The following is a 25846-nucleotide window of genomic DNA, read 5'->3' as shown; positions in this document are numbered from 1 at the left end:
GCTGCGTATTCACTTGCCGAATGCCGGTACGGGCCAGTCGGGAGGCGGATCCCCGCCCGGCCCGGCAGTCTGGAATGACTCGAAAAAACGCACGTACTTGCGGGGGTAGGCTCGACAACGGCCGGGCGTCCCGTGCACCGGCATTTCGACATGCGTGACATGTGGAGAGGAGCCCTGACCCAGGGTGAGCACCAAGCCGACCACCACAGACCTCGAGTGGACCGAGTTGGACCAGCGGGCCGTCGACACCGCCCGCGTCCTGGCCGCCGACGCCGTACAGAAGGTCGGAAACGGCCATCCGGGTACGGCGATGAGCCTCGCTCCCGCCGCCTACACCCTCTTCCAGAAGGTGATGCGGCACGACCCGGCCGACCCCGACTGGGTCGGGCGCGACCGCTTCGTGCTGTCCGCCGGCCACTCGTCCCTGACCCTCTACACCCAGCTGTACCTGGCCGGCTTCGGCCTGGAGCTGGACGACCTCAAGGCCTTCCGCACCTGGGGCTCGAAGACCCCGGGCCACCCGGAGTACGGCCACACCAAGGGCGTCGAGACCACCACAGGACCGCTCGGCCAGGGGGTCGCCAACGCGGTCGGCATGGCGATGGCCGCCCGCTACGAGCGCGGTCTGTTCGACCCGGAGGCTCCCGAGGGCACCTCCCCCTTCGACCACTTCGTCTTCGCCGTCGCCGGTGACGGCTGCCTCCAGGAGGGCATCTCCGCCGAGGCGTCCTCGCTGGCCGGCCACCAGAAGCTCGGCAACCTGGTCCTGCTGTGGGACGACAACCACATCTCGATCGAGGGCGACACCGAGACGGCCGTCTCCGAGGAGACGACCAAGCGGTACGAGGCGTACGGCTGGCACGTGCAGCGCGTCGAGCCGCAGGCCAACGGCGACCTCGACCCGGTCGCGATCTTCGAGGCGATCCAGAAGGCCAAGGCGGTCACCGACCGGCCGTCCTTCATCGCGATGCGCTCGATCATCGCCTGGCCCGCCCCGAACGCCCAGAACACCGAGGCCGCCCACGGCTCGGCGCTCGGCGACGACGAGGTCGCGGCGACCAAGCGGGTGCTGGGCTTCGACCCGGAGCAGTCCTTCGAGGTGTCCGACGAGGTCCTGAACCACACCCGGCAGGCGCTGGAGCGCGGCCGCCAGGCGAAGGCCGAGTGGGAGAAGTCCTTCCAGGAGTGGCGGAACAACAACCCCGAGCGCGCGGCCGAGTTCGAGCGCGTCGCCGCGGGTGAGCTGCCCAAGGACTGGGAGTCGGCGATCCCGGTCTTCGAGCCCGGCAAGGGCGTCGCGACCCGTGCCGCCTCCGGCAAGGTCCTGCAGGCCCTCGGCGCCGTGATCCCCGAGCTGTGGGGCGGCTCCGCCGACCTCGCCGGCTCGAACAACACGACGATCGACAAGAACAGTTCCTTCCTCCCGGCGGACAACCCGCTGCCGGAGGCGGACCCGTACGGCCGCACGATCCACTTCGGCATCCGCGAGCACTCCATGGCCGCGGAGATGAACGGCATCGCGCTGCACGGCAACACCCGTATCTACGGCGGCACGTTCCTCGTCTTCTCCGACTACATGCGCAACGCCGTCCGGCTCTCCGCGTTGATGCACCTGCCGGTGACGTACGTGTGGACGCACGACTCCATCGGTCTGGGCGAGGACGGCCCGACGCACCAGCCGGTCGAGCACCTGGCCTCGCTGCGCGCGATCCCCGGTCTGAACGTGGTCCGCCCCGCGGACGCCAACGAGACCGCGATCGTCTGGCGCGAGATCCTGGGCCGCTGGACCAAGAAGTTCGGCAAGGGCGCCCCGCACGGCCTGGCGCTGACCCGTCAGGGCGTGCCGACGTACGAGCCCAACGAGGACGCCGTCAAGGGCGGTTACGTCCTGTTCGAGGCCGAAGGGCCCTCCGGGCAGGACACCGACCCGCAGGTCATCCTGATCGCCACCGGCTCCGAGGTGCACGTGGCCGTCGAGGCGCGTGAGCAGCTCCAGGCCGACGGCGTGCCGACGCGTGTCGTCTCCATGCCGTGCGTGGAGTGGTTCGAGGAGCAGGACCAGGGGTACCGGGACAGCGTCCTGCTTCCGTCCGTGAGGGCCCGTGTCGCGGTCGAGGCAGGCATCGGTCTGACCTGGCACAAGTACGTCGGGGACGCCGGCCGCATTGTCTCCCTGGAGCACTTCGGTGCTTCCGCGGACGCCAAGGTCCTCTTCCGGGAGTTCGGCTTCACCGGCGAGAACGTGGCCGCGCAGGCACGGGAATCTCTCGCCGCCGCCCAGCGCTGACGCTCACATACGACTTAGGAGATGTAATTCCATGACAGACGCACTCAAGCGCCTCTCCGAGGAAGGCGTGGCGATCTGGCTGGACGACCTGTCGCGCAAGCGGATCACGTCCGGCAACCTCGCCGAACTGATCGACCAGCAGCACGTCGTGGGCGTCACCACCAACCCGTCGATCTTCCAGAAGGCGATCTCCGAGGGCGACGGCTACGACCAGCAGCTCTCCGACCTGGCCTTCCGCAAGGTGTCCGTCGAAGAGGCCATCCGCATGATCACGACGGCGGACGTCCGCGACGCCGCCGACATCCTGCGCCCCGTCTTCGACGCGACGGGCGGCCAGGACGGCCGGGTGTCCATCGAGGTCGACCCGCGCCTGGCGCACAACCTCAAGGCGACCGTCGCCGAGGCCAAGCAGCTCGCCTGGCTCGTCGACCGCCCCAACACCCTCATCAAGATCCCGGCCACCCAGGCCGGCATCCCCGCGATCACCGAGGTCATCGGCCTCGGGATCAGCGTCAACGTCACGCTGATCTTCTCCCTCGACCGCTACCGCCTGGTCATGGACGCCTTCCTGGCCGGCCTGGAGAAGGCCAAGGAGCGGGGTCTGGACCTGTCGAAGATCCACTCCGTGGCGTCCTTCTTCGTGTCCCGCGTGGACACCGAGATCGACAAGCGCCTCGACGCGCTCGGCACCGACGAGGCCAAGGCCGCCCGCGGCAAGGCCGGTCTGGCCAACGCGCGCCTGGCCTACCAGGCGTACGAGGAGGTCTTCTCGGGCGAGCGCTGGGCGAAGCTGGAGAACGCCGGCGCGAACAAGCAGCGTCCGCTGTGGGCCTCGACCGGCGTCAAGGACCCGGCGTACAAGAAGACCATGTACGTCGAGGAACTGGTCGCGCCGAACACCGTGAACACCATGCCGGAGGCGACGCTGTTCGCCACCGAGGAGCAGGGTGAGATCCGCGGCGACGCCGTCTCGGGCACCTACGAGCAGGCTCGCGCCGAGCTCGACGCGCTCGAGAAGCTCGGGATCTCGTACGACGAGGTGGTCCAGCTCCTGGAGGACGAGGGCGTCGAGAAGTTCGAGTCCGCCTGGAACGACCTGCTCAAGTCGACCGAGGCGGAGCTTCAGCGCCTCGCCCCTTCGGAGGGCTGAGATCTTGTCGAGCAGCAACCCGCTGCGTGACCCCGCCGACCGACGGCTCCCGCGTATCGCGGGGCCGTCGGGCCTGGTCATCTTCGGCGTCACGGGCGATTTGTCACGAAAGAAGCTCATGCCCGCCGTGTATGACCTCGCGAACCGGGGTCTGCTGCCGCCGGGCTTCTCACTGGTCGGCTTCGCCCGGCGGGACTGGGAGAACGAGGACTTCGCTGAAGTCGTCCACGACGCCGTCAAGGAACACGCCCGGACGCCGTTCCGCGAGGAGGTCTGGCAGCAGCTCATCCAGGGGATGCGCTTCGTCCAGGGCACCTTCGACGACGACGACTCGTTCGAGCGGCTGCGCGACACCATCGACGAACTCGACAAGGCACAGGGCACCGGCGGCAACTTCGCCTTCTACCTGTCCGTGCCGCCGTCGGCCTTCCCCGTGGTCATCCAGCAGCTGAAGAAGCACCGGCTGGCCGACCAGTCGAGCGGCTCCTGGCGCCGCGCGGTCATCGAGAAGCCCTTCGGCCACAACCTCACGTCGGCCGAGGAGCTCAACGCGACCGTCGAGGAGGTCTTCGCCCCGGACCAGGTCTTCCGCATCGACCACTACCTGGGCAAGGAGACCGTCCAGAACATCCTGGCGCTGCGCTTCGCCAACACCATGTTCGAGCCGATCTGGAACCGGTCCTTCGTGGACCACGTGCAGATCACGATGGCCGAGGACATCGGCATCGGCGGCCGGGCCGGGTACTACGACGGCATCGGCGCCGCCCGTGACGTCATCCAGAACCACCTGCTCCAGCTGATGGCCCTCACCGCGATGGAGGAGCCCGCCTCCTTCGACGCGGATGCGCTGGCCGCGGAGAAGACCAAGGTCCTCGGCGCGGTGAAGCTGCCGAAGGACCTGGGCCTGAACACCGTGCGCGGACAGTACGCGGCGGGCTGGCAGGGCGGCGCGAAGGCGGTCGGCTACCTCGAAGAGGACGGCATCGACCCGCAGTCCAAGACCGACACCTACGCGGCCATCAAGGTGGAGATCGACAACCGCCGCTGGGCGGGCGTCCCCTTCTACCTGCGCACCGGCAAGCGGCTCGGCCGCCGGGTCACCGAGATCGCGGTGGTCTTCCAGCGGGCGCCGCACTCCCCCTTCGACACGACGGCCACCGAGGAACTCGGCTCCAACGCGATCGTCATCCGCGTCCAGCCCGACGAGGGCGTCACCGTCCGCTTCGGCTCCAAGGTGCCGGGCACCTCGATGGAGATCCGGGACGTGTCCATGGACTTCGCCTACGGCGAGTCGTTCACGGAGTCCTCACCCGAGGCGTACGAGCGTCTGATCCTCGACGTCCTGCTCGGCGACTCGAACCTCTTCCCCCGTACGGAGGAGGTCGAGCTGTCCTGGAAGATCCTCGACCCGATCGAGGAGTACTGGGACACGCACGGCAGGCCCGCCCAGTACCCCTCCGGTACCTGGGGCCCGGTCGAGGCGGACGAAATGCTCGCACGAGAGGGACGGAGCTGGCGCCGGCCATGAAGACAGACCTCACGGACACCACGGCCAGCAAGATCAACAAGGCCCTGGTCAAGGCCCGCCGGGCCATCGGCACACCGGCCGTCGGCATGGTGCTCACCCTCGTCATCGTCACGGACGAGGAGAACGCCTACGACGCCCTCAAGGCCGCCAACGACGCGTCCCGCGAGCACCCTTCGCGGACGCTGGTGGTCATCAAGCGGGTGTCGCGGAGTTCTCGTGACCGCACCCAGTCCCGCCTCGACGCCGAGGTGCGGGTGGGCGCGGACGCGGGCACCGGCGAGACGGTGGTGCTACGGCTGTACGGCGAGGTCGCCGACCACGCCCAGTCGGTCGTCCTGCCGCTGCTGCTGCCGGACGCGCCGGTCGTCGTCTGGTGGCCGGCGGACGCCCCGCTGGACCCGGCCGGGGACCCGCTCGGGGCGCTCGCCCAGCGGCGGGTCACCGACACGTACTCCTCCGAGCAGCCGGTGCGCGAGCTGACAGCACGCGCCGACGCCTACACGCCGGGCGACACCGACCTCTCCTGGACCCGGATCACACCGTGGCGCTCGATGCTGGCCGCCGCACTCGACCAGGTCACCTGCAAGGTGGAGGCGGTCGAGGTGGAGGGCGAGGAGTTCAACCCGAGCTGCGAGTTGCTGGCGATGTGGCTGGCGGACCGGCTGGACGTTCCGGTGAAGCGGTCGCTGTCGAACGGTCCCGGCCTCACGGCGGTCCGCATGCACACGGACAGCGGTCCGATCGTCCTGGACCGCGCCGACGGCTCGCTGGCCACGCTCTCCATCCAGGGCCAGCCGAACCGTGCGGTGGCGCTCAAGCGCCGGGACACGGCCGAGCTGATCGCGGAGGAGCTGCGCAGGCTGGACCCGGACGACACGTACGCCTCCGCGCTGCGGTTCGGGGTGGAACGGCTGAACCCGTCGGTGCCCTTTCCGAAAGCCGGGACCAGTGCCAAAGGTGCCGGCGCCAAGGGTTCGGGCGACAAAGGTTCAGACGCCAAAGGAGGACCTGGCTCCGGAGAGCCGGTCACAGCCGGAGCCTCCGCGGAAGTCGCCGTCAAAGCCCCTGTCGAGGGCCCTGCGAAAGCTTCCGGGCAGGAAGCGGCGCCGTCGGCAGCGCTGAAGCCGGTCCCTTCCGGGCTGTCCGGGAAGGCGGCGAAGTGAGCACCCCCCAGCTGGTCGTGCACCACGACAAGGAGCTGATGGCGCAGGCCGCCGCGGCCCGTCTGATCACGAAGATCGTGGACGCGCAGGCCTCCCGGGGCTCGGCGTCCGTGGTCCTCACGGGCGGCCGCAACGGCAACGGTCTGCTCGCCGCCCTCGCCGCGGCTCCCGCCCGGGACGCCGTGGACTGGGGCCGCCTGGACCTGTGGTGGGGCGATGAGCGCTTCCTGCCCGAGGGCGACCCGGAGCGCAATGACACGCAGGCCCGCGAGGCCCTGCTCGACGCGGTGCCGCTGGACCCGAAGCGCGTGCACGCCATGCCCGCGTCGGACGGTCCCCACGGGGACGACGTCGAGGCCGCGGCGGCGGCCTACGCCGAGGAGCTGGCCCGTGCGGCCGGCCCCGAAAACCATGGCGCGGTCCCGACCTTCGACGTGCTGATGCTCGGCGTCGGTCCGGACACCCATGTGGCGTCCCTGTTCCCCGAGCTCCCGGCGGTCCGGGAGACGGAACGCACGGTCGTCGGTGTCCACGGGGCCCCGAAGCCCCCGCCGACCCGGATCTCCTTGACCCTGCCCGCGATCCGCGCCGCCCGCGAGGTCTGGCTGCTCGCGGCCGGCGAGGACAAGGCACAGGCCGCGGCGATCGCCCTGTCCGGCGCGGGCGAGATCCAGGCCCCGGCGGCGGGGGCCCGCGGCCGGGCCCGCACCCTGTGGCTGCTGGACTCGGCGGCGGCCTCCCAGCTGCCGAGGTCGCTGTATCCGCCGTCTTCGGCGTAACACCCTCCGCCCACGTACGGCAGTCGACGCCGGGCCCCTCCAGGAGGGGCCCGGCGTCCGCGTTCTCACTGCCGTCCGCGCAGCTCCCGGTACGTCGTCACCAGGGCCTTGGTGGACGGGTCCAGGCCCGGCACCTCCACGCCCTCGGTGAGGGCCGGTTCGACTCGCTTGGCGAGGACCTTGCCGAGCTCGACGCCCCACTGGTCGAAGGAGTCGATGTTCCAGACCGCGCCCTGGACGAACACCTTGTGTTCGTAGAGGGCGATGAGCTGGCCGAGGACGGACGGGGTCAGCTCACGGGCCAGGATCGTCGTCGTCGGGTGGTTGCCCTTGAACGTCTTGTGCGGGACCAGTTCCTCGGCAACGCCCTCCGCCCGCACCTCGTCCGGCGTCTTGCCGAAGGCCAGCGCCTGGGTCTGGGCGAAGAAGTTCGCCATGAGCAGGTCGTGCTGGGCCTTGAGCCCGTCGGAGAGCTCGGCGACCGGCTCCGCGAAGCCGATGAAGTCCGCCGGGATCAGCTTGGTGCCCTGGTGGATGAGCTGGTAGTAGGCGTGCTGCCCGTTGGTGCCGGGCGTCCCCCACACCACTGGTCCGGTCTGCCACTGGACCGGGTTGCCGTCACGGTCCACCGACTTGCCGTTGGACTCCATGTCCAGCTGCTGGAGATAGGCGGTGAACTTGGACAGGTAGTGGCTGTACGGCAGCACCGCGTGCGACTGCGCGTCGTGGAAGTTGCCGTACCAGATGCCCAACAGGCCGAGCAGCAAAGGCACGTTGGACTCGGCGGGGGCGGTGCGGAAGTGCTCGTCGACGAGGTGGAAGCCGTCGAGCATCTCGCGGAAGCGGTCCGGGCCGATGGCGATCATCAGGGAGAGACCGATCGCCGAGTCGTAGGAGTAGCGGCCGCCCACCCAGTCCCAGAACTCGAACATGTTGGCCGTGTCGATGCCGAAGTCCGAGACCTTCTCCGCGTTGGTCGACAGCGCCACGAAGTGCCGGGCGACGGCTTCCTGACCGGCCTTCAGCTCACCGAGCAGCCACTCGCGGGCCGAGGTGGCGTTGGTGATCGTCTCGATCGTGGTGAAGGTCTTGGAGGCGATGACGAACAGCGTCTCGGCGGCGTCGAGGTCACGGGTGGCCTCGTGCAGGTCGGCGCCGTCGACGTTCGACACGAAGCGGACGGTGAGGTCGCGGTCGGTGAAGCCGCGCAGCGCCTCGTACGCCATCGCGGGGCCCAGGTCGGAGCCGCCGATACCGATGTTGACGACGTTCTTGATCCGCCGACCGGTGTGGCCGGTCCACTCGCCGGAGCGCACCCGCCTCGCGAAGTCGCTCATCCTGTCGAGCACGGCGTGCACGCGCGGGACGACGTTCTCCCCGTCGACCTCGATCACCGCGTCCCGCGGGGCGCGCAGAGCGGTGTGCAGTACGGCCCGGTCCTCGGTCGTGTTGATCTTCTCGCCGCGGAACATGGCGTCCCGCAGGCCGAAGACGTCGGTCGCGGCGGCGAGTTCACGCAGCAGCCGCAGTGTCTCGTCGGTGATCAGCTGCTTGGAGTAGTCGACGTACAGGTCACCGACCCGCAGCGTGTACCCGGTACCGCGCCCGGGGTCGGCGGCGAACAGCTCCCTCAGCCGCACCTCGCCGAGCTCCTCGCGGTGCTCGGCCAGCGCGGTCCATGCGGGCGTCCGGTTGAGCCTGGTACGGCCGTCTGCGTTCATGTCCGACTTCAGCCTTCTTTCGTGCCTGTCCCAGCTGTTCCAAACTAGTTGATCATCGCGGGGCGCAAGCCGTGCCGGCGTCGGCGCCCGGCGCAACCACAGGTACGTGCGCGCGGAGCGCGGGTATCAGCGAGGCGAGGTCGGAGAGGGGCCCGGGCGCGGCCGAGCACGACGGCGACCCGCGAGGTGGGCGGTCGGCAGCCCTCGTACCGCATCGACCGTCAACGCGGCAGACCGCAGCTGTGCGAGAGGCCGCCACTGACAGGCGGCCGGGCAGCGGCCGTGAAACCGCTCCGGCCGGGCACCCCTCGGTACCCGGCCGGCTCTCGACTCCTAGATCTCGCCCCGCAGTTTGGCGAGCGCCTCGGCGAGGATCGCCTCGCCGTCCGCGTCGCTGCGCCGCTCCCGTACGTACGCGAGATGCGTCTTGTACGGTTCGGTGCGCGGCGGGTCCGGCGGGTTGTCCCGGTCCTGTCCGGCGGGAAAGCCGCAGCGCGGGCAGTCCCAGGTATCGGGGACCTGCGCGTCGCTGGCGAAGCTGGGCTGCGTCTCGTGCCCGTTGGAGCACCAGAAGGAGATGCGCAGACGGGGCGCGGACTCGCCCCGCTCGGCTTCGCCCATCGGCCCCGCCCCGACCCGGCTACCTCGGATCGCGTTGCCACTTGCCACGGTCGTAACTCCCTGCGTGATGGTGCCGCGAAGCGAGTCGACGTGTCGCTTCGTTGCGAGCGCCTCAGTCTACGTAAGGCCCAACGCGCGTCCAGTGATTGGAGTTACAGCTCCCACACCTAGACGCAAGCCCCATGATAGGCCGCGCTCAGCTGCGCGTACCGAACATGGGGCCTTACGTGCGGAATGGACGTGCTGTGTGTGGTGTGGCCGCTCAGCTGTTCGTCTTCATGAGGAGACCGAGCACGATGATGCACGCGAACCAGAGCAGACCGACCACGATGGTGATCCGGTCGAGGTTGCGCTCGGCGACCGAAGATCCGCCGACGGAGGACTGCATACCGCCACCGAACATGTCGGAGAGGCCGCCGCCCTTGCCCTTGTGCATGAGCACCAGCAGCATCATCAGACCGCTGAAGATGATCAGGGCGATCGAGAACCCCATAACCACGGCTGGACCAACTCTCTCGGATTCGGATGAACGACGGGGGCACGGCCTCCAGGGCCATGCCCCCGCAAGAGTACGACGGATCGCCGCTAGGGCCTACTCACTGGTCCCGGAAGCGCACGATCTTGACGAACTCTTCGGCGTCCAGCGAGGCACCGCCGACCAGGGCGCCGTCGATGTCGGCCTGCGCCATGATCTCGGCGACGTTGCCGGCCTTGACGGAGCCGCCGTACTGGATGCGGACCTGGTCGGCCAGCTCCTGCGAGTACAGCTCGGCGATCTTGCCGCGGATGGCGGCGCAGACCTCCTGGGCGTCCTCGGCGCCGCAGACCTTGCCGGTACCGATGGCCCAGACGGGCTCGTAGGCGATGACGACGGACTCGGCCTGCTCGGCCGGGAGGTCCTTGAGGCCGCCCTCGACCTGGGCGAGGGTGTGGGAGACGTGGTTGCCCGCCTCGCGGACGTCCAGCTCCTCGCCGACGCACAGGATCGGGGTGAGGCCGTGCTTGTAGGCGGCCTTGACCTTGGCGTTGACGATCTCGTCGGTCTCGGCGTGGTACTGGCGGCGCTCGGAGTGGCCGATCGCCACGTACGTGCACTTCAGCTTGGCCAGCATCGAACCGGAGATCTCGCCGGTGTAGGCGCCCGAGTCGTGCGCCGAGAGGTCCTGGGCGCCGTACTTGATCTTGAGCTTGTCGCCGTCGACCAGGGTCTGCACGGAGCGCAGGTCGGTGAAGGGCGGCAGGACGGCGACCTCGACGGCCTCGTAGTCCTTGTCCGCGAGGGCGAAGGCGAGCTTCTGGACGTGCGCGATGGCCTCGAGGTGGTTGAGGTTCATCTTCCAGTTGCCCGCCATGATCGGCGTGCGAGTGGTCATGCGGGGTCAGTCCTCCAGTGCGGCGAGGCCGGGGAGCGTCTTGCCCTCGAGGTATTCGAGGGAGGCGCCGCCACCGGTCGAGATGTGGCCGAATGCGTTCTCGTCGAAGCCCAGGATGCGGACAGCGGCGGCGGAGTCGCCACCGCCGACGACCGTGAAGGCCGAGGAGTCGAGGAGAGACTGGGCGACCGCCTTGGTGCCCTCGGCGAATTCGGGGTGCTCGAAGACGCCCATCGGGCCGTTCCAGAAGACGGTGGCGGCGTCGGTGATCTTCGAGGCGTACAGCTTGCCGGACGCCGGGCCGATGTCCAGGCCCATCCGGTCGGCCGGGATGGCGTCCGCGGCGACGGTGGTGGCGTCGGCCGGGGCCTTGGTCTTCAGGTCCGGGAAGGCGGGGGCGACCACGGCGTCGACCGGCAGGACCAGCTCGACGCCGGTCTTCTCGGCGCGCTCGATGTACTCCAGGACCGCCGGGATCTGGTCCTCCTGGAGGAGGGAGGCGCCGACCTCGTGGCCCTTGGCCTTGAGGAAGGTGAAGGCCATGCCGCCGCCGATGAGGATGCGGTCGGCCTTGCCGAGCAGCTGGTCGATGACGGCGAGCTTGTCGGAGACCTTGGCGCCGCCGAGCACGACCACGTAGGGCCGCTGCACGTCGTCGGTGAGCTTCTTCAGGACGCCGACCTCGGTGGCGATCAGGTAGCCGGCGTAGTGCGGCAGCCTGGCCGGGAGGTCGAAGACGGAGGCGTGCTTGCGGTGCACGGCGCCGAAGCCGTCACCGACGTAGACGTCGGCGAGGGCGGCCAGCTGGTCCGCGAAGGCGCCGCGCTCGGCGTCGTCCTTGGCGGTCTCGCCGGCGTTGAAGCGGAGGTTCTCGACGACCGCGACCTGGCCGTCGGCGAGGCCCGCGACCGTGGCGGTGGCCGACTCGCCCACCGTGTCGGTCGCGAACGCCACGGAGGCGTCGAGGAGTTCACCCAGACGGGCGGCGGCCGGGGCCAGGGAGAAGGCCGGGTCCGGGGCACCCTTGGGGCGGCCCAGGTGGGAGGCGACGACCACGCGGGCACCCGCCTCGGCGAGGGCCTTCACGGTCGGCAGGACGGCGCGGATACGGCCGTCGTCGGTGATGGTGGTGCCGTCCAGCGGCACGTTGAGGTCGGCGCGGACGAAGACCCGCTTGCCGGCCACGCCTTCGGCGAGGAGTTCGTCGATCGTCTTCATGAAGGGGACTCCTGAGGAGGGCTCTGGATCGAGGGAAAGCTGATCACGTGAGTCAGGGCTCGGGCAACGCGTCCTCACGCTGCCCGAGCCCTGCTCACACACCTAGGTGCCTGATCGGTCGATCAGAGCTGGTTGCCGACGAAGACCGTGAGGTCGACGAGGCGGTTGGAGTAGCCCCACTCGTTGTCGTACCAGCCGAGGATCTTCACCGTGTTGCCCTCCTGGACCATGGTCAGGGAGGAGTCGAAGGTGCAGGACGACGGGTCGCCGACGATGTCCGAGGAGACGATCGGGTCCTCGGTGTAGGTCAGGAAGCCCTTGAGGTCGCCGTCGTCGGAGGCCTTCTTGAACGCGGCGTTGACCTCGTCCTTGGTGACCTCGCGCTGCAGCGTCACGACCAGGTCGGTGGCCGAGCCGGTCGGGACCGGGACGCGCATCGCGATGCCGTCCAGCTTGCCCTTGAGCTGCGGGAGCACCAGCGCGGTGGCCTTGGCGGCACCCGTCGTGGTCGGGATGATGTTCTCGGCGGCGGCGCGGGCGCGGCGCAGGTCCGAGTGCGGGAAGTCCAGGATCCGCTGGTCGTTCGTGTACGCGTGCACCGTCGTCATCAGGCCCTTGACGATGCCGAAGTTCTCGTCCAGAACCTTGGCCATCGGCGCCACACAGTTGGTGGTGCAGGAGGCGTTGGAGATGACGTGGTGGTTGGCCGCGTCGTACTTGTCCTGGTTGACGCCCATCACGATGGTGATGTCCTCGTCCTTGGCCGGAGCCGAGATGAGGACCTTCTTGGCGCCGCCCGCGATGTGCTTCTCGGCGTCGGCCTTCTTCGTGAAGATGCCGGTCGACTCGATGACGATGTCGACGCCGAGGTCGCCCCACGGGATGTCGGCGGGGTTGCGCTCGGAGAGCACCTTGATGGTGTGGCCGTCGACGGTGATCGTGTCGGCGGTGTGCGACACCTCGGCCTTCAGTCGGCCCAGGATGGTGTCGTACTTGAGCAGGTGAGCGGTGGTCGCGGTGTCACCCAGGTCGTTGACAGCCACGATCTCGATGTCAGCACCCTGCTCCAGCAGCGCGCGGAAGTAGTTACGACCGATGCGGCCAAAGCCGTTGATGCCTACGCGGATCGTCACGAAACCGATCTCCTCGTTGGTACGCCGGGTTCGAATCCGGCGAGCTGTATGGGATGTCCCCGACCACCCCCGACCCTACCTCCCTGAGCCCGGCGCAGTGACATCGAGATGCCCCATACACGGCAGGGCGGTCCGTACCCGCCAGTAGGGGTACGGACCGCCCCGGACCGAAAGCTCCGGTCACCCGGAACGACCGCGTCGGGTCATCCCGGGTTCACCCGCCGATGGCCGCGAGCGCCTTGGTGAGAAGAGCCGTGCGGTCGGCCGCCGCGGTGACGTGCTCCAGGCCGAAGCCCAGCAGCACGGTGTCGTCCGTGGTGACCGCGCCGTACGTCTTGAACAGCTCTCCGGCGCGCCCCCAGTCCTTCACGACCGCGGGGCTGCCCGCGGGCGGTCCGGGCACGCTCCACGAGCCGAGCGAGGTCTCGAAGCCCTCGGTCTCCACGGCCTGGCCGCCGACGACGACGGAGGCGTTGTCGAGGAGGACACCGCGCCCCCCGGACCCGGGGTCGGTGATGTAGCTGAAGGACACCTCGACCTTCTTGCCGGCGTACGCGGAGAGGTCGAAGGAGACCTCCTGCCAGCCGGCCGACGCCCCGGTGAGGCTGTTCCACCGGCCGCTGGTGCCGGAGGCGGTGCAGCCGCCGGTGCCCTGCGTCAGATACCGCTTGAGCGCGGGGTGGGCCGCGATGAAGAACCCGGCCTCGCACTCGGCGGGTACGGCGTTGCTGGTGGCGCCGTTCTTCTCCGGGAGCGTGGTCCAGTCCTCGGCCCCGGCGGTGTGCGCCTCCAGGACTGCGTGGTCGTAGCCCTCCTCGGTGTCCCACAGCAGCCGGCTGCGCAGGGTGGGTGCCTGCGCGGCGGTGACCTGGGTGAGGTCGATGGTGCGGGTGAGGCGGTTCCAGGCGTAGTCGCTGTGCGTGACGGCCGCCATGGAGGCGCCCTCGTAGGGTCCGTACGGGTTGGGTGTGCCGGGGTAGGTGCCCGCTCCCGCGCTCGCGAACTGCGGGAAGGTGGCCGCGGGCAGGTTGTCCGAGGTGACGCTGAAGGATCCGGCCGCGTCCAGCGGGTTGCCGGGGGCGGCCCCGAGGCTCGCGCCGGCTCCGGCGAGCTTGCCGGTGCCCTGGAAGGCCGTGGCGCCCGGCAGGGTCGTACGGGTGTAGGCGCCCAGGTAGTACTGGCTGAAGTCGTTCGACAGGGTGCCGCCGCCCAGGTCGACGTTGCCGCCGGCCCGTTCGCCCGCCTCGACCAGCTTGCCGCCCTCGTTCAGGAAGGCACGCAGCTGGAGCTGGGTGGGATTGCCCGGGACGCCGGCGCCCGTGTAGTGGACGACCGACTTGAAGTGGTCCAGCACGCCGAGCGCGTCGGGCGCGCCCTGTGTGGCGACGTTCCAGACGATCGCCCTGCGCCCGGCCGCCTTGAGGGCGTCCACGTAGGTCTGCGCCTGTGCGGCGGTCGCGCCCTCCTCGGCGACCACGAGCACGTCCGCGCGGGGCCGCTCGGCCACGGTGTACGTGAAGTGCGCGCTGGAGACGGGCTTCTTGCTCTTCGACCGGCCGGTGAACCAGACCTCGACCTTGTCGCCGGAATCGCCGTCGGGGACCTTGGCCCGGTACTCGTCGAAGTACAGGTTGTCCTCACCGCCGTACGTCTCACCGCCCTTCCAGGCCCTGAGCGCCTCGTGCTTCGTACGGCCGCCGTTGACGCGGTACTTGAGCTCCTTGTCACGCACCGCCTTGCGTACGACGACGGAGACCTCCTGGTCGGCGCCGCGCGAGTAGGACGTGGTGAAGGGCTTGGGGGTGAAGTCGGCGGCGTTCAGGCCGAGCGAGGACTTCGGCTGATCGGGCCTGGCCGCGGACTCGGCGACGGAGAGCGCGAAGGGGATGTTCTTCTGGAACTCCTGCTGGATCAGCTTCTCGTCGTCCGGGAAGTTGAAGACCGACTGGCAGTCCGCCGCGTTCCACTGGTCGTTCGGGTCGAGGTCCGAGGCGGTCTGGCAGGTCGACATCTCGGGGGTGAACATCGCCAGGCCGTTGACGTTCGACGCGTGGCCGTCCGCCTCGCCGTTGGTGGTGTACAGCTCCGAGGAGACCTGCGGACGGTAGCCCGGGATCGCCGAGTTGTCCGGGGTGCCGGCGAGCGCCTTGTACATGGTGTCGTCGGGCGTGTCGGTGGCCACCTGCCAGCCGACGCCGTAGAGGAGGAGTTCGGCGGCGGAGTGGTAGTTGATGCCGTACGTGAAGCCGATCCGCTTCTCGAAGGCGTCCAGCGCCTTGGTCTCGGGCTCCGAGGAGGGGGCCGTGCCGCGGTAGGTCTCGCTGGTGGGGTTGGGGGACGAGCCCTCGTTGTCGTAGCCCCACTTGTAGGAGAAGTTGCGGTTGAGGTCGACGCCGTCGCCGACGCCGATGGTGCCGTCGCCGTTGTTGTCGCGCAGGTTCTTGCGCCACAGGCGGTTGTCGTCGTTCTGGAAGGTGTAGTCGTAGCCGTCGGGGTTGGCCGACAGGACGAACCACAGCTCGGTGGAGTCGACGATCTTCTTGAGGCGCTTGTCGGTTTTGTAACCGTCCACGTAGTAGTGGAGCAGCCGCCTGGTCATCTCCGGCGTGATCCACTCGCGCGCGTGCTGGTTGGACATGTAGAGGACGGAGGGTTTGGCGCCGTCCTTGGACTTCTTCGCGTTCTTGGTCAGTTTGAGCGCGAGGATGTCCTTGCCGTTGACGGTCTTGCCGATGGAGACGACCTTGGTGAGGCCGGGGTTGGCCCGGGCGGTCGCGAGGATCTCCTCCCGGAGTCCGCCGCTTCCGCTGTACGGCCGGAACACGCCCTCGGCGGCCTTGTCCACGCGGGCCTCGGCCTTGGCGGTCAGGGTGTGCTCGGTGAGTTCGACGCCCTGCCCTTCGAGCTTCTGGGCCTCCTGGTCGGTCAGGTAGACCTCGACGGTCGCGGTGCCCTTCGCGGGCACCTGCTCGCTCAGTTCGTGGCCGTCCTGCCCGGCCGCCAGCAGCAGGGGTACCTGCCCGCTGGTGACCTCGGCGCGGAAGACCTTGACCTCGTTCGGATCAGGAGAACCGGCGCTCTGCGCTGCCTGGGCGACGGGTGCGATGCCCACGCCGCCGAGCAGGAGTGCGCCAACGGCGAGGATCGGTCTCGCTCTTCGTCTCATGAACCCCCCTTGCGATGGTCCGCCACAGCAGCGAACAGATGCCAGGCTCATGACAGTTCATGATCCAGTCAAGGGTGCCTCACGGATACGCAAACGCCTGCGCGGGACACGCGAACGCCGGTGCCGACGTCCCAAGTGGGCGTCGGCACCGGCGAGGTGAAGGACGGTCAGCCGACCAGGTTGTCGGCCATCTCCTCGGTGATGCTGGACTCCGTGCCCGGGATGCCGAGGTCGGAGGCGCGCTTGTCGGCCATGGCCAGCAGCCGGCGGATACGGCCGGCGACGGCGTCCTTGGTCAGCGGCGGGTCGGCGAGCGCGCCCAGCTCCTCCAGGGAGGCCTGCTTGTGGTCCATGCGCAGCCTTCCGGCGGCGGCGAGGTGCTCGGGCACGTCGTCGGCGAGGATCTCCAGGGCCCGCTGGACCCGGGCTCCGGCGGCGACGGCCGCGCGTGCGGAGCGGCGGAGGTTGGCGTCGTCGAAGTTGGCGAGACGGTTCGCCGTGGCCCGCACCTCGCGGCGCATCCGGCGCTCCTCCCAGGCGAGCACCGACTCGTGGGCACCCAGTCGGGTGAGCAGAGCGCCGATCGCGTCACCGTCCCGGACGACCACGCGGTCCACACCGCGGACCTCTCGGGCCTTCGCGGGGATCTGCAGGCGCCGGGCGGCACCGACCAGCGCGAGCGCGGCCTCCGGTCCCGGGCAGGTCACCTCCAGGGACGAGGAGCGGCCGGGCTCGGTGAGCGAGCCGTGCGCCAGGAAGGCCCCGCGCCAGGCGGCCTCGGCGTCACAGGTGGCACCGGAGACGACCTGCGGCGGCAGCCCCCGGATCGGGCGGCCCCGGCCGTCGACCAGACCGGTCTGACGGGCCAGCTGGTCACCGCCGGCCACGACCCGGACGACGTAACGCGAACCGCGGCGCAGCCCGCCCGGTGCCATCACGATCAGCTCGGAGCTGTGGCCGAAGATCTCCAGGATGTCCCGCTTGAGTCTGCGGGCCGCCATCGCCGTGTCCAGCTCCGCCTCGATCACAATGCGCCCGCTCACCAGGTGGAGGCCGCCGGCGAACCGCAGGATGGCGGAGACCTCCGCCTTTCTGCAGCAGGTCCGGGTGACGGGGAGCCGGGAGATCTCGTCCTTCACCGCTGCCGTCATCGCCATGGGCCGATCCTTCCATGCATCCGAAAAATACGGTCGTACGCGGCGGCCAACAGCTCCGGGTCGTGCCTCGGGGTCCCGTCGGGCCGGGCCACCGGCGCCAGCTCGACCGCGGCGCCGAACCGCTTGGCGGCATCGGTCAGGGAATCGCGGTCGGGCACGGCGGCCTGGTCGGCCAGCACCACGTCCAGGGCGAGTTTAGGGGCGTGTCGTCCCAAAACCTCCAAATGACGCTGCGGGGAGAAGCCATCGGTTTCTCCCGGCTGCGGTGCGAGGTTCAGGGAGAGTACCCGGCGCGCCTTCGTCTGGGTGAGGGCGTCCAGGAGTTCGGGCACCAGCAGGTGCGGGATGACCGAGGAGAACCAGGAGCCGGGGCCGAGGACCACCCAGTCCGCGTCCCGGACCGCCTCCAGCACCTCGGGGACGGCGGGCGGGTCGTTCGGCACCACGTGCACGGACTGCACCTCGCCCGGGGTCAGCGCCACGGTCGCCTGTCCCCGTACGGTGTCCACATCCTCGGGCCGGTCCGGGTCGTGCCCCTTGACCAGGGCCTGGAGCTCCAGGGGTACGGCGGACATGGGCAGCACGCGCCCGTGCGCGCCCAGGAGCCTGCCGACCAGGTCGAGTGCCTGGACGTGGTCGCCGAGCTGCTCCCACAGGGCGACGATCAGCAGATTGCCGACCGCGTGTTCGTGCAGGTCGCCCTTGGACTGGAAGCGGTGCTGGATGACCCGGGCCCAGGTCTGGCCCCACTCGTCGTCACCGCACAGCGCGGCCAGCGCCTTGCGCAGGTCGCCGGGCGGCAGCACGCCCAGCTCGTCGCGCAGGCGCCCGCTGGAGCCGCCGTCGTCGGCCACGGTGACGACGGCGGTGAGGTCGCCGGTGATCCGGCGCAGGGCGGCGAGCGAGGCGGACAGGCCCATGCCGCCGCCGAGCGCCACCACCTTGGGCTGGGCACCGCGCCGGCGGGGCCTTGCCCCGCGGGTCTCGACGGTCCGGGTCGCCCGCCCTTCGGGGACGACCCGGCGCAGCCTGCTCAGCCGCGGACTACGTGCGGTCATTCCCGTCCCATGTCCCGGTGTACGACCACCGTCTCCACACCCTCGGCCGCCAGGCGCGCGGCGAGCTTCTCCGACGTGGCGACCGAGCGGTGCTTGCCGCCGGTGCAGCCGATGGCGATGGTCACGTACCGCTTGCCCTCCCGGCGGTAACCGGCCGCGATGAGGCGCAGCAGCTCGGCGTAGCGGTCGAGGAACTCCTTGGCGCCGGGCTGGTTGAAGACGTACGCCGACACCTCCTCGTTGAGGCCGGTGAAGGGGCGCAGCTCCGGGACCCAGTGCGGGTTGGGCAGGAACCGCATGTCCGCGACCAGGTCGGCGTCGACCGGCAGGCCGTACTTGAACCCGAAGGACATGACGGTGGCGCGGAGCTCGGGCTCCTCCTCGCCGGCGAACTGGGCGTCCATCTTGGCGCGCAGCTGGTGCACGTTGAGGCTGGAGGTGTCGATGACCAGGTCGGCGTCGCCGCGCAGCTCGCGCAGGAGCTCGCGCTCGGCGTCGATGCCGTCGACGATGCGGCCGTCGCCCTGCAGGGGGTGCGGGCGGCGCACGGACTCGAAGCGGCGCACCAGGGCCTCGTCGGAGGACTCCAGGAAGACGATCCGCCGGGTGACGTGCTTGGCCTCCAGGTCGGCGAGGGACTCGCGGAGGTTGTCGAAGAAGCGCCGGCCGCGGACGTCGACGACCACCGCGATCCGGGCGACATTGCCCTGGGAGCGGGCGCCGAGCTCCACCATGGTGGGGATCAGCGCGGGCGGGAGGTTGTCGACGACGAACCAGCCGAGGTCCTCGAGACACTTCGCGGCGGTGGAGCGGCCGGCACCGGACATGCCGGAGATGATCACCAGCTCGGGGATGGCCGCCTCCGGGACCCCGGCCGCGTCGAGGGGCGCGCCCGTGTTCGCCTGTGCGTCGTCTCCGCCCTGGCTCCGTTGTTCTTCGTGCTCGTTCACATTCATGTCTCCTGCCCCCGTCGTTCGTCCGGGGCACCCGCCGTCACGGGGTCCCCGCCGGAACCCGTGGTGCCGGGTTCCTCCTCATCCATGATCTCTCCAGTCGCCGTGTTCACGGCGGGCGCGGCCGGGGCCGCCTGGGCGAGGGCCACGGCGATCGTCTCGGCCGTCTTGCGGCCTATGCCGGGGACCTCGCAGATCTGGTCGATGGTGGCGGATCGTAGTTTCTTCAAGGACCCGAAATGTTTCAGCAGGGCCTGCTTGCGTGTGTCCCCGAGGCCGGGGACGTCGTCGAGCGGGCTCGACCGGAAGCGCTGGGCCCGCTTGGTGCGCTGGTAGGTGATCGCGAAGCGGTGGGCCTCGTCACGGACCCGCTGGAGAAGGTACAGGCCTTCGCTGGTGCGGGGCAGCACGACCGGGTCGTCGTCCTCCGGCAGCCAGACCTCCTCCAGGCGCTTGGCGAGGCCGCAGACGGCGATGTCGTCGATGCCGAGCTCGTCCAGGGCCCTCTTGGCGGCGGCCACCTGGGGCTGTCCGCCGTCGACGACGACGAGCTGGGGCGGGTAGGCGAACTTCTTGGGGCGGCCGTCGTCGTCCTTGAGGCCGTTCTCGGTGGTGCCCTCCTCGGGAAGGTCGTCAACCCACTCGCCCGTCTTCTCCTTCTCGGCGAGATAGCGCCGGAAGCGGCGGGAGATCACCTCGTGCATGGACCGGACGTCGTCCTGTCCCGCGAATCCCTTGATCTGGAAGCGGCGGTACTCGCTCTTGCGCTGGAGCCCGTCCTCGAAGACGACCATGGACGCGACCACGTCGTCGCCCTGGAGGTGGGAGATGTCGTAGCACTCGATCCTGAGCGGGGCGCTGTCGAGGTCGAGGGCCTCGGCGATCTCCTCCAGGGCACGCGAGCGCGTGGTCAGGTCGGAGGCACGCTTGGTCTTGTGGAGGACGAGTGCCTGCTGCGCGTTGCGCTGCACGGTCTCCATCAGGGCCTTCTTGTCGCCGCGCTGCGGGATGCGCAGGGAGACGCCCGACCCGCGGCGCTCGGCGAGCCACTCCTGGACGGGCTCGACCGGCTCGGGCAGGGCGGGGACGAGGACCTCCTTGGGCACCGAGTCGCCCTTCTCCTCGCCGTAGAGCTGCTGGAGGGCGTGCTCGACGAGGGCGCCGGTGGTGATCTCCTCGACCTTGTCGGTGACCCAGCCGCGCTGTCCGCGCACGCGTCCGCCGCGCACGTGGAAGATCTGGACGGCGGCCTCCAGCTCGTCCTCGGCGACCGCGATCAGGTCGGCGTCGGTCGCGTCGGCGAGCACGACGGCGCTCTTCTCCATGGCCTTCTTCAGGGCCCCGATGTCGTCGCGCAGACGGGCCGCCCGCTCGTACTCCATCTCCTCGGCCGCGTCCGTCATCTGCTTCTCCAGACGGCGGATGTAGGTGCCGGTGCGGCCGGCCATGAAGTCGCAGAACTCCTCGGCCAGGTCGCGGTGTTCGTCGGCGGAGACGCGGTCGACGCAGGGCGCCGAGCACTTGCCGATGTAGCCGAGGAGGCAGGGGCGGCCGGTGCGGGTGGCGTTCTTGAAGACGCCGGCGGAGCAGGTGCGGACGGGGAAGACGCGCAGGAGGAGGTCGACGGTGTCGCGGATCGCCCACGCGTGCCCGTACGGCCCGAAGTACCGCACGCCCTTGCGTTTGTGGCCGCGCATCACCTGCACGCGCGGGAATTCCTCGTTCATCGTCACCGCGAGGTACGGGTAGCTCTTGTCGTCGCGGTACTTGACGTTGAACCGGGGGTCGAACTCCTTGATCCAGGAGTACTCCAGCTGGAGGGCCTCGACCTCGGTGGACACCACCGTCCACTCCACGGACGCGGCCGTGGTCACCATCGTGCGGGTGCGGGGGTGCAGGCTCGCCAGGTCCTGGAAGTAGTTCGCCAGGCGCTGACGCAGGCTCTTCGCCTTTCCGACGTAGATCACCCGGCGGTGCTCGTCGCGGAACCTGTACACCCCGGGGGTGTCCGGGATCTCCCCTGGTTTGGGGCGGTAGCTGGAGGGGTCGGCCATGTGTCACACCCTACTGGCGAGGGCTGACAGTCCGGCGAGCCTGTGGACAACGCCCGAAGTCCGTCCGGCGGCTCATGGCGAGGTACCGGGTCGGCCGCTAACCTCCCGGGATGATCTCCGCCTTTCTCGACACCGCCGAGGTCGCGTCCCGCCTGCTGCGTTCGCCGGTACTGGCCGAACGCTGGGAGCGGCCGAGCGCACTGGATCTGTTCCGGATCAGCGGCCTGGCCGGCCATCTGGCCCGAGCCGTCCTCAACGTCGAGCGCTGGCTCGCCTCGCCACCCCCCGCGGACCGGACTCCCGTTGACGCGGTCACCTACTTCCTGGCCGGTCTCGGCCCGGCGCCGGATCCGGACGACGCGGTGCCGCTGCGGATCCGCGAGCTGGGCGAGCAGGAGGCGGCCGGTGGACCCGACGCCCTGGCCGAGGCGTTCGACACCGCTCGTGCCCGGCTCGCGGCGCAGTTGCCGGCCATGCCGCCCGACCGGCCCGTCGGTGTGTTCACCCACGTCCTGCCGCTCGACCAATGCCTGCTCACCCGTCTCGTGGAACTCGTGGTCCACCTCGACGACCTGGCCGTCAGTCTGGAGGTCCCCACACCGGAGGTGTCCGCCGAGGCCTCCGACGCGGTCACCGACTGTCTCACCCGTATCGCCGTGGCCCGGCACGGCTTCCTTCCGGTGCTGCGCACCCTCGCCCGCCGGGAACGGACCACCGCTCCGATCGCGGCGTTCTGACGCCCGCCTCCGCCGGGTGGACCGGCGGTGGTCCTCGGTGCCCTCGGTGACCCGCAGGCGGCGGCCGACGCCGGCGTCGGAGCGGCCCTCGGCCATCAGGGGAGAATCTCGCGTTCGCGGGCGCTCGGACGCGCGAGGGGCCGTCGCGGCGCTGGGCGGAGAACAGCTCGTGATCTCCACGCACGCGTGAGGACTTCGGGGAGCTGATCGCCGGCAGTGCGGCGCACGGGCTCCTGCCCAAGTCGGCGCTGTCGGCACGGGCGATCAGGACGCTGCCGGACGGCGACGAGCAGGACCCCGCCACCTGAGCGCACGGGCCGCCGAGCGGCCGGGAGTGCACCACCGTTCGGCGGCAGGTGTTGTCGGGACTTGGTCAACACGCTTCAATGCGGGGGAACTCGGGGCCGGGAACGACGGCGTACGGATGTGAAGCCTCCCCCGGCACTGCCACGGACGGCCCCGGCACACCCTCGCGAACGGCCTGACCAGCCGCCCGGACCTGCACAGAAAGGCCCCTGCATGCCGCACGCCACACAGCACGCGGACGACCTGAGCGTCGCCGACGCGGAACTGGACTCGGCCCTGCGCGGCGGCCCCTTCCATGTCGCGCTGCGCGCGGCGATCGCCGCACGGGGGCTGCCGCTCCAGCGCGTCCAGCACCATCTGTCGCGCTACGGGGTCAAGGTCGGCGTCACCAGCCTCAGTTACTGGCAGCAGGGCGCCCGGCGCCCGCAGCGTCCCGAGTCGTTGCGGGCCGTACGGGCGCTGGAGGAGATCCTCCAGCTGCCGGAGGAGTCGCTGATCCGGCTGCTCGCCGAGGACGACGACCGGTCGGCCGCCGAGCGGCCCGCGACCCGTTCGTACCGCTCACTCCTCGCAGCCTCGGACATTCTCGGACAATTGCTGGGCGACCTGGACTCGCCGCCCGACGGCGGGCTGCACACCCTCGGCCACCACGAGCGCATAGGCATCGGGGCGCGCCGCGAGCTGCGCAGCCGCGAGTCCCACCACATCGTGCGCGCCCACCGCGAGGGCGTCGACCGCTTCATCGCCGTGCACCATGGCGACCCGGGGTGCGTGCCGGAGCGCATGACCGTGCACGCGCTGGAGAACTGCCGTACGGGGCGCGTCCGTTCGCACCACGACACCGGGGTGCTCGTGGCCGAGCTGCTCCTCGACGCCCGGCTGCGCGCCGGGGACACCTTCCTGTTCCGCTACGGCATCGAGGACGGCACGGCCGGGGTGTCCCGCGAGTACGTCCGCGGCTTCGGCTCGCCCGGCGGGCAGTACGCGCTCCAGGTCCGGTTCGACGAGAACGCCCTGCCGCTGCGCTGCCACCGTTTCGCCCAGCACTCCCCCGCCGCGCCCCGCAGCGGCCGTCAGGAGCTGTCCCTCACCGGCCACCACCACTCGGTCCACCTGGTCGAGCCACGGGTACGGTCCGGAGCCGTGGGGATCGGGTGGGACTGGGAGCAGGGAGCGGTGCCGTCGGACCGGTGACGTGACGTAAACGTTTGCGCAAGCGTTTACGTGCGCCGCTGAATGGGATACCTTCCCGGCCGTGGGCTGCCGTTCCGGTGCCCCGCCGTTCCGGGAGGGGAACCCGATGCCGACCATGGCCGACGTGGCACGCAGCGCGGGAGTCTCCGTGGCGACCGTCTCGCACGTCCTCAACGGCACCCGGCCGGTCCTGCCCCACACCCGCCAAGCCGTGCTGGACGCCGTAGACGAGCTCGGCTACACCCCCAACACCCTCGCCCGCTCCCTGGTGACCTCCCGCACCCGCTCCATCGGGCTCGCGGTGTCGGCGATCAGCAATCCGTACTTCACGGAGATCCTCCAGGGCGTCGAGGCGGGGGCGCTGGAACACGGGTACAGCCTGCTCATCGCCGACCCGCACGACGATCCCGTGCACGAGCGCAAGGTCGTCCAGCTGCTCCACGAACGGCGCGTGGACGGCATGATCGTCGCGCCCTCCGCCGACCCGCGTGAGCTCGTGTCCTACCTCGGGCGCCACCAGGTACCGACGGTGTTCCTGGACCGGGTGATCGACGGGGTGACCGGCAGTGACGGTACGGCCGACGATGCTGACGGTATGGCCGACCCTGCTGACCGTATGGCCGACGGTACTGACCGTATGGCGAGCAGTGCTTTCGATGCCCCGGCGGACGGCCCCCGGCTCTTCGACCAGGTCTGCGCCGAGAACACCGAGCCGATGGCCGGGCTGGTCACACACCTCGCCGGACTCGGTCACCGGCGCATCGGTCTGGTGGCGGGCCTGCCCGGGTTGAGCACCACCGCCGAGCGGATCACCGGATACCGGCAGGGCCTCACCACCGCCCGCATCCCCTACGACGATCACCTGGTCGTCCACGGCGACTCCGAGGCGGCCGGAGCCGAACGGGCCACGGCCACCCTGCTCGCCCTCGCCGCGCCGCCCACCGCCCTCGTCACTGCCAACAACGCGATGACCATCGGTACCCTGCGTGCCCTGCGCGAGCACGGCCTCTCGGTGCCGGACGACCTCGCCCTGTGCTGCTTCGACGACTTCGCCTGGGCGGATCTGTTCTCGCCCCGGCTCACTGCCATCGCCCAGCCCAGCAGGGAGATCGGCGCGCAGGCGGTCCGTGTGCTCCTGGAACGGCTCGACACGCCGGACCGTCCTGCCCGGACCGTGCGCCTCGACTGCACGTTCGTGCATCGCACGTCGTGCGGCTGCCCCGACTCCGGACAGCGGGCGCGGCCCTCGCAGCCCCCGCATTCTCAGAAAGGAACGGTTTTGTGATCGTCGTCGCTGGTGAGGCCCTGATCGATCTGGTTCCGCAGGGCACGGGTGCCCTCGCGGGTCTCAAGCCGGCGCTCGGCGGCGGCCCCTACAACACCGCCGTGGCCCTCGGCCGGCTCGGCTCCCCCGCCGCCTTCTGTTCGCGCACCTCGCTCGACGCCTTCGGCGAGGCCCTGCTCGACGGACTCCGGAAGGCGGGGGTGGACGTGTCCGCCGTGCAGCGCGGTCCGGAGCCCACCACGCTCGCCGTCGCCACGGTCGACACCAACGGCTCGGCCGCCTACTCCTTCTACGTCGACGGCACCGCCGACCGGCTCTTCGCCGCCCCCGCCGAACTTCCCGCCGGCACGCGCGCGGTGTCCTTCGGCACCTGCTCGCTCGTCCTGGAACCGGGGGCGAGCGCCTACGAGGAGCTGCTGCGGACCGCGGCCGCGCAAGGTGTGTTCACCGCGCTCGACCCGAACATCCGGGCCGGGCTGATCCCCGACGCGGACGCCTACCGGGCCCGGTTCAAGAGCTGGCTGCCATCGGTGTCGCTGCTCAAGCTCTCCGAGGAGGACGCGCGGTGGCTGGGCGGCACCCCGCGCGAGTGGCTGGCCGTGGGGCCCTCGGCCGTCGTCATCACCCAGGGCGGTGACGGGCTGACCGTGTTCACCCGGGACGGGGCGGTGCTGCCGGTGCCGGGCGAGAAGGTCGACGTCGTGGACACCATCGGCGCGGGCGACACGGTGAACGCCGCCCTGCTGCACGGCCTGGCCACCCTCGACGCGCTGTCCCCGGAGGCGCTCGCCGGCCTCGGGGTGAAGGACTGGACCCGGCTGCTGCGGTTCGCGGCACGCGCGGCGGCGATCACCTGCTCACGAGCCGGGGCACAGCCGCCGTACGCGTCCGAGCTGGGCGAGCTGGGCGAGCTGGGCGAGCTGGGCGAGCTGGGCGAGCTGGGCGAGCTGTAGCGGAGCGAGC

20 protein-coding genes are annotated in these 25846 nt (G+C 70.3%); 9 read left to right on the top strand and 11 right to left on the bottom strand.

Annotated features, from left to right (window positions below):
• Window positions 1-184: 184 nt before the first annotated feature.
• Genes tkt through pgl form a run of 5 tightly spaced genes read left to right on the top strand, consistent with a single transcriptional unit; the run spans window position 185 to window position 6907 of the window.
• On the top strand, window positions 185-2287 hold the full coding sequence (gene tkt / locus ACFVYN_RS33565) for a transketolase (RefSeq protein WP_390005578.1): 2103 nt from the start codon (window positions 185-187) through the stop codon (window positions 2285-2287).
• A gap of 31 nt (window positions 2288-2318) precedes the next feature.
• On the top strand, window positions 2319-3437 hold the full coding sequence (tal, locus tag ACFVYN_RS33560; RefSeq protein ID WP_390005576.1) for a transaldolase: 1119 nt from the start codon (window positions 2319-2321) through the stop codon (window positions 3435-3437).
• Between the two features lies 1 nt (window position 3438).
• A complete protein-coding gene (gene zwf, locus ACFVYN_RS33555; protein WP_390005629.1) occupies window positions 3439-4965 on the top strand; it encodes a glucose-6-phosphate dehydrogenase in 1527 nt (508 codons plus the stop codon).
• Complete coding sequence (gene opcA, locus ACFVYN_RS33550) at window positions 4962-6128, top strand: glucose-6-phosphate dehydrogenase assembly protein OpcA (protein WP_390005574.1); 1167 nt, start codon at window positions 4962-4964, stop codon at window positions 6126-6128. Before zwf ends, opcA begins: the two co-directional genes overlap by 4 nt.
• Entirely contained in the window at window positions 6125-6907 is a 783-nt protein-coding gene (gene pgl / locus ACFVYN_RS33545; protein WP_390005572.1) for a 6-phosphogluconolactonase, read from the top strand. The genes opcA and pgl overlap by 4 nt, the downstream gene beginning before the upstream one ends.
• A 65-nt stretch (window positions 6908-6972) precedes the next feature.
• Here the strand turns inward: pgl and pgi are convergent, their stop codons facing one another.
• The 11 genes from pgi to uvrC form a co-directional block, all read right to left on the bottom strand.
• Window positions 6973-8628, bottom strand: a complete 1656-nt coding sequence (pgi, locus tag ACFVYN_RS33540) for a glucose-6-phosphate isomerase (protein WP_390005570.1) — start codon at window positions 8626-8628, stop codon at window positions 6973-6975.
• A gap of 333 nt (window positions 8629-8961) precedes the next feature.
• Entirely contained in the window at window positions 8962-9297 is a 336-nt protein-coding gene (locus ACFVYN_RS33535) for an RNA polymerase-binding protein RbpA (protein WP_003957010.1), read from the bottom strand.
• Between the two features lie 214 nt (window positions 9298-9511).
• Complete coding sequence (secG, locus tag ACFVYN_RS33530) at window positions 9512-9742, bottom strand: preprotein translocase subunit SecG (RefSeq protein ID WP_031057628.1); 231 nt, start codon at window positions 9740-9742, stop codon at window positions 9512-9514.
• Between the two features lie 103 nt (window positions 9743-9845).
• On the bottom strand, window positions 9846-10622 hold the full coding sequence (gene tpiA, locus ACFVYN_RS33525) for a triose-phosphate isomerase (protein ID WP_390005568.1): 777 nt from the start codon (window positions 10620-10622) through the stop codon (window positions 9846-9848).
• Between the two features lie 6 nt (window positions 10623-10628).
• Complete coding sequence (locus ACFVYN_RS33520; protein WP_390005566.1) at window positions 10629-11840, bottom strand: phosphoglycerate kinase; 1212 nt, start codon at window positions 11838-11840, stop codon at window positions 10629-10631.
• A 122-nt stretch (window positions 11841-11962) separates the two neighbouring features.
• Window positions 11963-12973: a type I glyceraldehyde-3-phosphate dehydrogenase gene (gene gap, locus ACFVYN_RS33515; protein ID WP_007381239.1), complete on the bottom strand. Its 1011-nt coding sequence runs from the start codon at window positions 12971-12973 to the stop codon at window positions 11963-11965.
• 214 nt (window positions 12974-13187) lie between these two features.
• The gene (locus ACFVYN_RS33510; RefSeq protein WP_390005564.1) at window positions 13188-16139 is read right to left on the bottom strand and encodes a M14 family zinc carboxypeptidase; all 2952 of its coding nucleotides are present in this window, start codon (window positions 16137-16139) and stop codon (window positions 13188-13190) included.
• 167 nt (window positions 16140-16306) lie between these two features.
• Window positions 16307-17296 carry a DNA-binding protein WhiA gene (whiA, locus tag ACFVYN_RS33505; protein WP_390005562.1) on the bottom strand — a complete coding sequence of 330 codons (990 nt, stop codon included), beginning with the start codon at window positions 17294-17296 and terminating at the stop codon, window positions 16307-16309.
• A complete protein-coding gene (gene yvcK, locus ACFVYN_RS33500) occupies window positions 17287-18354 on the bottom strand; it encodes a uridine diphosphate-N-acetylglucosamine-binding protein YvcK (RefSeq protein WP_390005561.1) in 1068 nt (355 codons plus the stop codon). Before yvcK ends, whiA begins: the two co-directional genes overlap by 10 nt.
• On the bottom strand, window positions 18351-19310 hold the full coding sequence (gene rapZ / locus ACFVYN_RS33495) for an RNase adapter RapZ (protein ID WP_390005560.1): 960 nt from the start codon (window positions 19308-19310) through the stop codon (window positions 18351-18353). The genes yvcK and rapZ overlap by 4 nt, the downstream gene beginning before the upstream one ends.
• The gene (gene uvrC, locus ACFVYN_RS33490; protein WP_390005558.1) at window positions 19307-21361 is read right to left on the bottom strand and encodes an excinuclease ABC subunit UvrC; all 2055 of its coding nucleotides are present in this window, start codon (window positions 21359-21361) and stop codon (window positions 19307-19309) included. Before uvrC ends, rapZ begins: the two co-directional genes overlap by 4 nt.
• Window positions 21362-21471: 110 nt before the next feature.
• Here uvrC and ACFVYN_RS33485 point away from each other — a divergent pair, with 110 nt between their 5' ends.
• From ACFVYN_RS33485 to ACFVYN_RS33470, 4 genes are all read left to right on the top strand, one after another.
• Window positions 21472-22098, top strand: coding sequence for a maleylpyruvate isomerase N-terminal domain-containing protein (locus ACFVYN_RS33485; RefSeq protein ID WP_390005557.1), 627 nt, complete (start codon window positions 21472-21474; stop codon window positions 22096-22098).
• A gap of 519 nt (window positions 22099-22617) precedes the next feature.
• Window positions 22618-23598, top strand: coding sequence for a hypothetical protein (locus ACFVYN_RS33480; protein ID WP_390005555.1), 981 nt, complete (start codon window positions 22618-22620; stop codon window positions 23596-23598).
• Window positions 23599-23704: 106 nt separating this feature from the next.
• Window positions 23705-24883, top strand: a complete 1179-nt coding sequence (locus tag ACFVYN_RS33475; protein ID WP_390005554.1) for a LacI family DNA-binding transcriptional regulator — start codon at window positions 23705-23707, stop codon at window positions 24881-24883.
• Entirely contained in the window at window positions 24880-25836 is a 957-nt protein-coding gene (locus ACFVYN_RS33470) for a carbohydrate kinase (protein WP_390005552.1), read from the top strand. The genes ACFVYN_RS33475 and ACFVYN_RS33470 overlap by 4 nt, the downstream gene beginning before the upstream one ends.
• Window positions 25837-25846 lie beyond the last annotated feature (10 nt).

Source organism: Streptomyces sp. NPDC058307 (assembly GCF_042880295.1).
Classification (GTDB): domain Bacteria; phylum Actinomycetota; class Actinomycetes; order Streptomycetales; family Streptomycetaceae; genus Streptomyces.
This window is presented reverse-complemented; position numbering and strand designations above follow the sequence as displayed.

What these genes read in the sequence shown, in the direction of transcription:
- tal (WP_390005576.1), top strand. Translation starts at nt 2,319, where the DNA reads ATGACAGACGCACTCAAGCGCCTCTCCGAGGAAGGCGTGGCGATCTGG.
- opcA (WP_390005574.1), top strand. Translation starts at nt 4,962, where the DNA reads ATGAAGACAGACCTCACGGACACCACGGCCAGCAAGATCAACAAGGCC.
- pgi (WP_390005570.1), bottom strand. Translation starts at nt 8,628, where the DNA reads ATGAACGCAGACGGCCGTACCAGGCTCAACCGGACGCCCGCATGGACC.
- secG (WP_031057628.1), bottom strand. Translation starts at nt 9,742, where the DNA reads ATGGGGTTCTCGATCGCCCTGATCATCTTCAGCGGTCTGATGATGCTG.
- tpiA (WP_390005568.1), bottom strand. Translation starts at nt 10,622, where the DNA reads ATGACCACTCGCACGCCGATCATGGCGGGCAACTGGAAGATGAACCTC.
- ACFVYN_RS33520 (WP_390005566.1), bottom strand. Translation starts at nt 11,840, where the DNA reads ATGAAGACGATCGACGAACTCCTCGCCGAAGGCGTGGCCGGCAAGCGG.
- ACFVYN_RS33510 (WP_390005564.1), bottom strand. Translation starts at nt 16,139, where the DNA reads ATGAGACGAAGAGCGAGACCGATCCTCGCCGTTGGCGCACTCCTGCTC.
- whiA (WP_390005562.1), bottom strand. Translation starts at nt 17,296, where the DNA reads ATGGCGATGACGGCAGCGGTGAAGGACGAGATCTCCCGGCTCCCCGTC.
- yvcK (WP_390005561.1), bottom strand. Translation starts at nt 18,354, where the DNA reads ATGACCGCACGTAGTCCGCGGCTGAGCAGGCTGCGCCGGGTCGTCCCC.
- rapZ (WP_390005560.1), bottom strand. Translation starts at nt 19,310, where the DNA reads ATGAATGTGAACGAGCACGAAGAACAACGGAGCCAGGGCGGAGACGAC.
- uvrC (WP_390005558.1), bottom strand. Translation starts at nt 21,361, where the DNA reads ATGGCCGACCCCTCCAGCTACCGCCCCAAACCAGGGGAGATCCCGGAC.
- ACFVYN_RS33485 (WP_390005557.1), top strand. Translation starts at nt 21,472, where the DNA reads ATGATCTCCGCCTTTCTCGACACCGCCGAGGTCGCGTCCCGCCTGCTG.
- ACFVYN_RS33480 (WP_390005555.1), top strand. Translation starts at nt 22,618, where the DNA reads ATGCCGCACGCCACACAGCACGCGGACGACCTGAGCGTCGCCGACGCG.
- ACFVYN_RS33475 (WP_390005554.1), top strand. Translation starts at nt 23,705, where the DNA reads ATGCCGACCATGGCCGACGTGGCACGCAGCGCGGGAGTCTCCGTGGCG.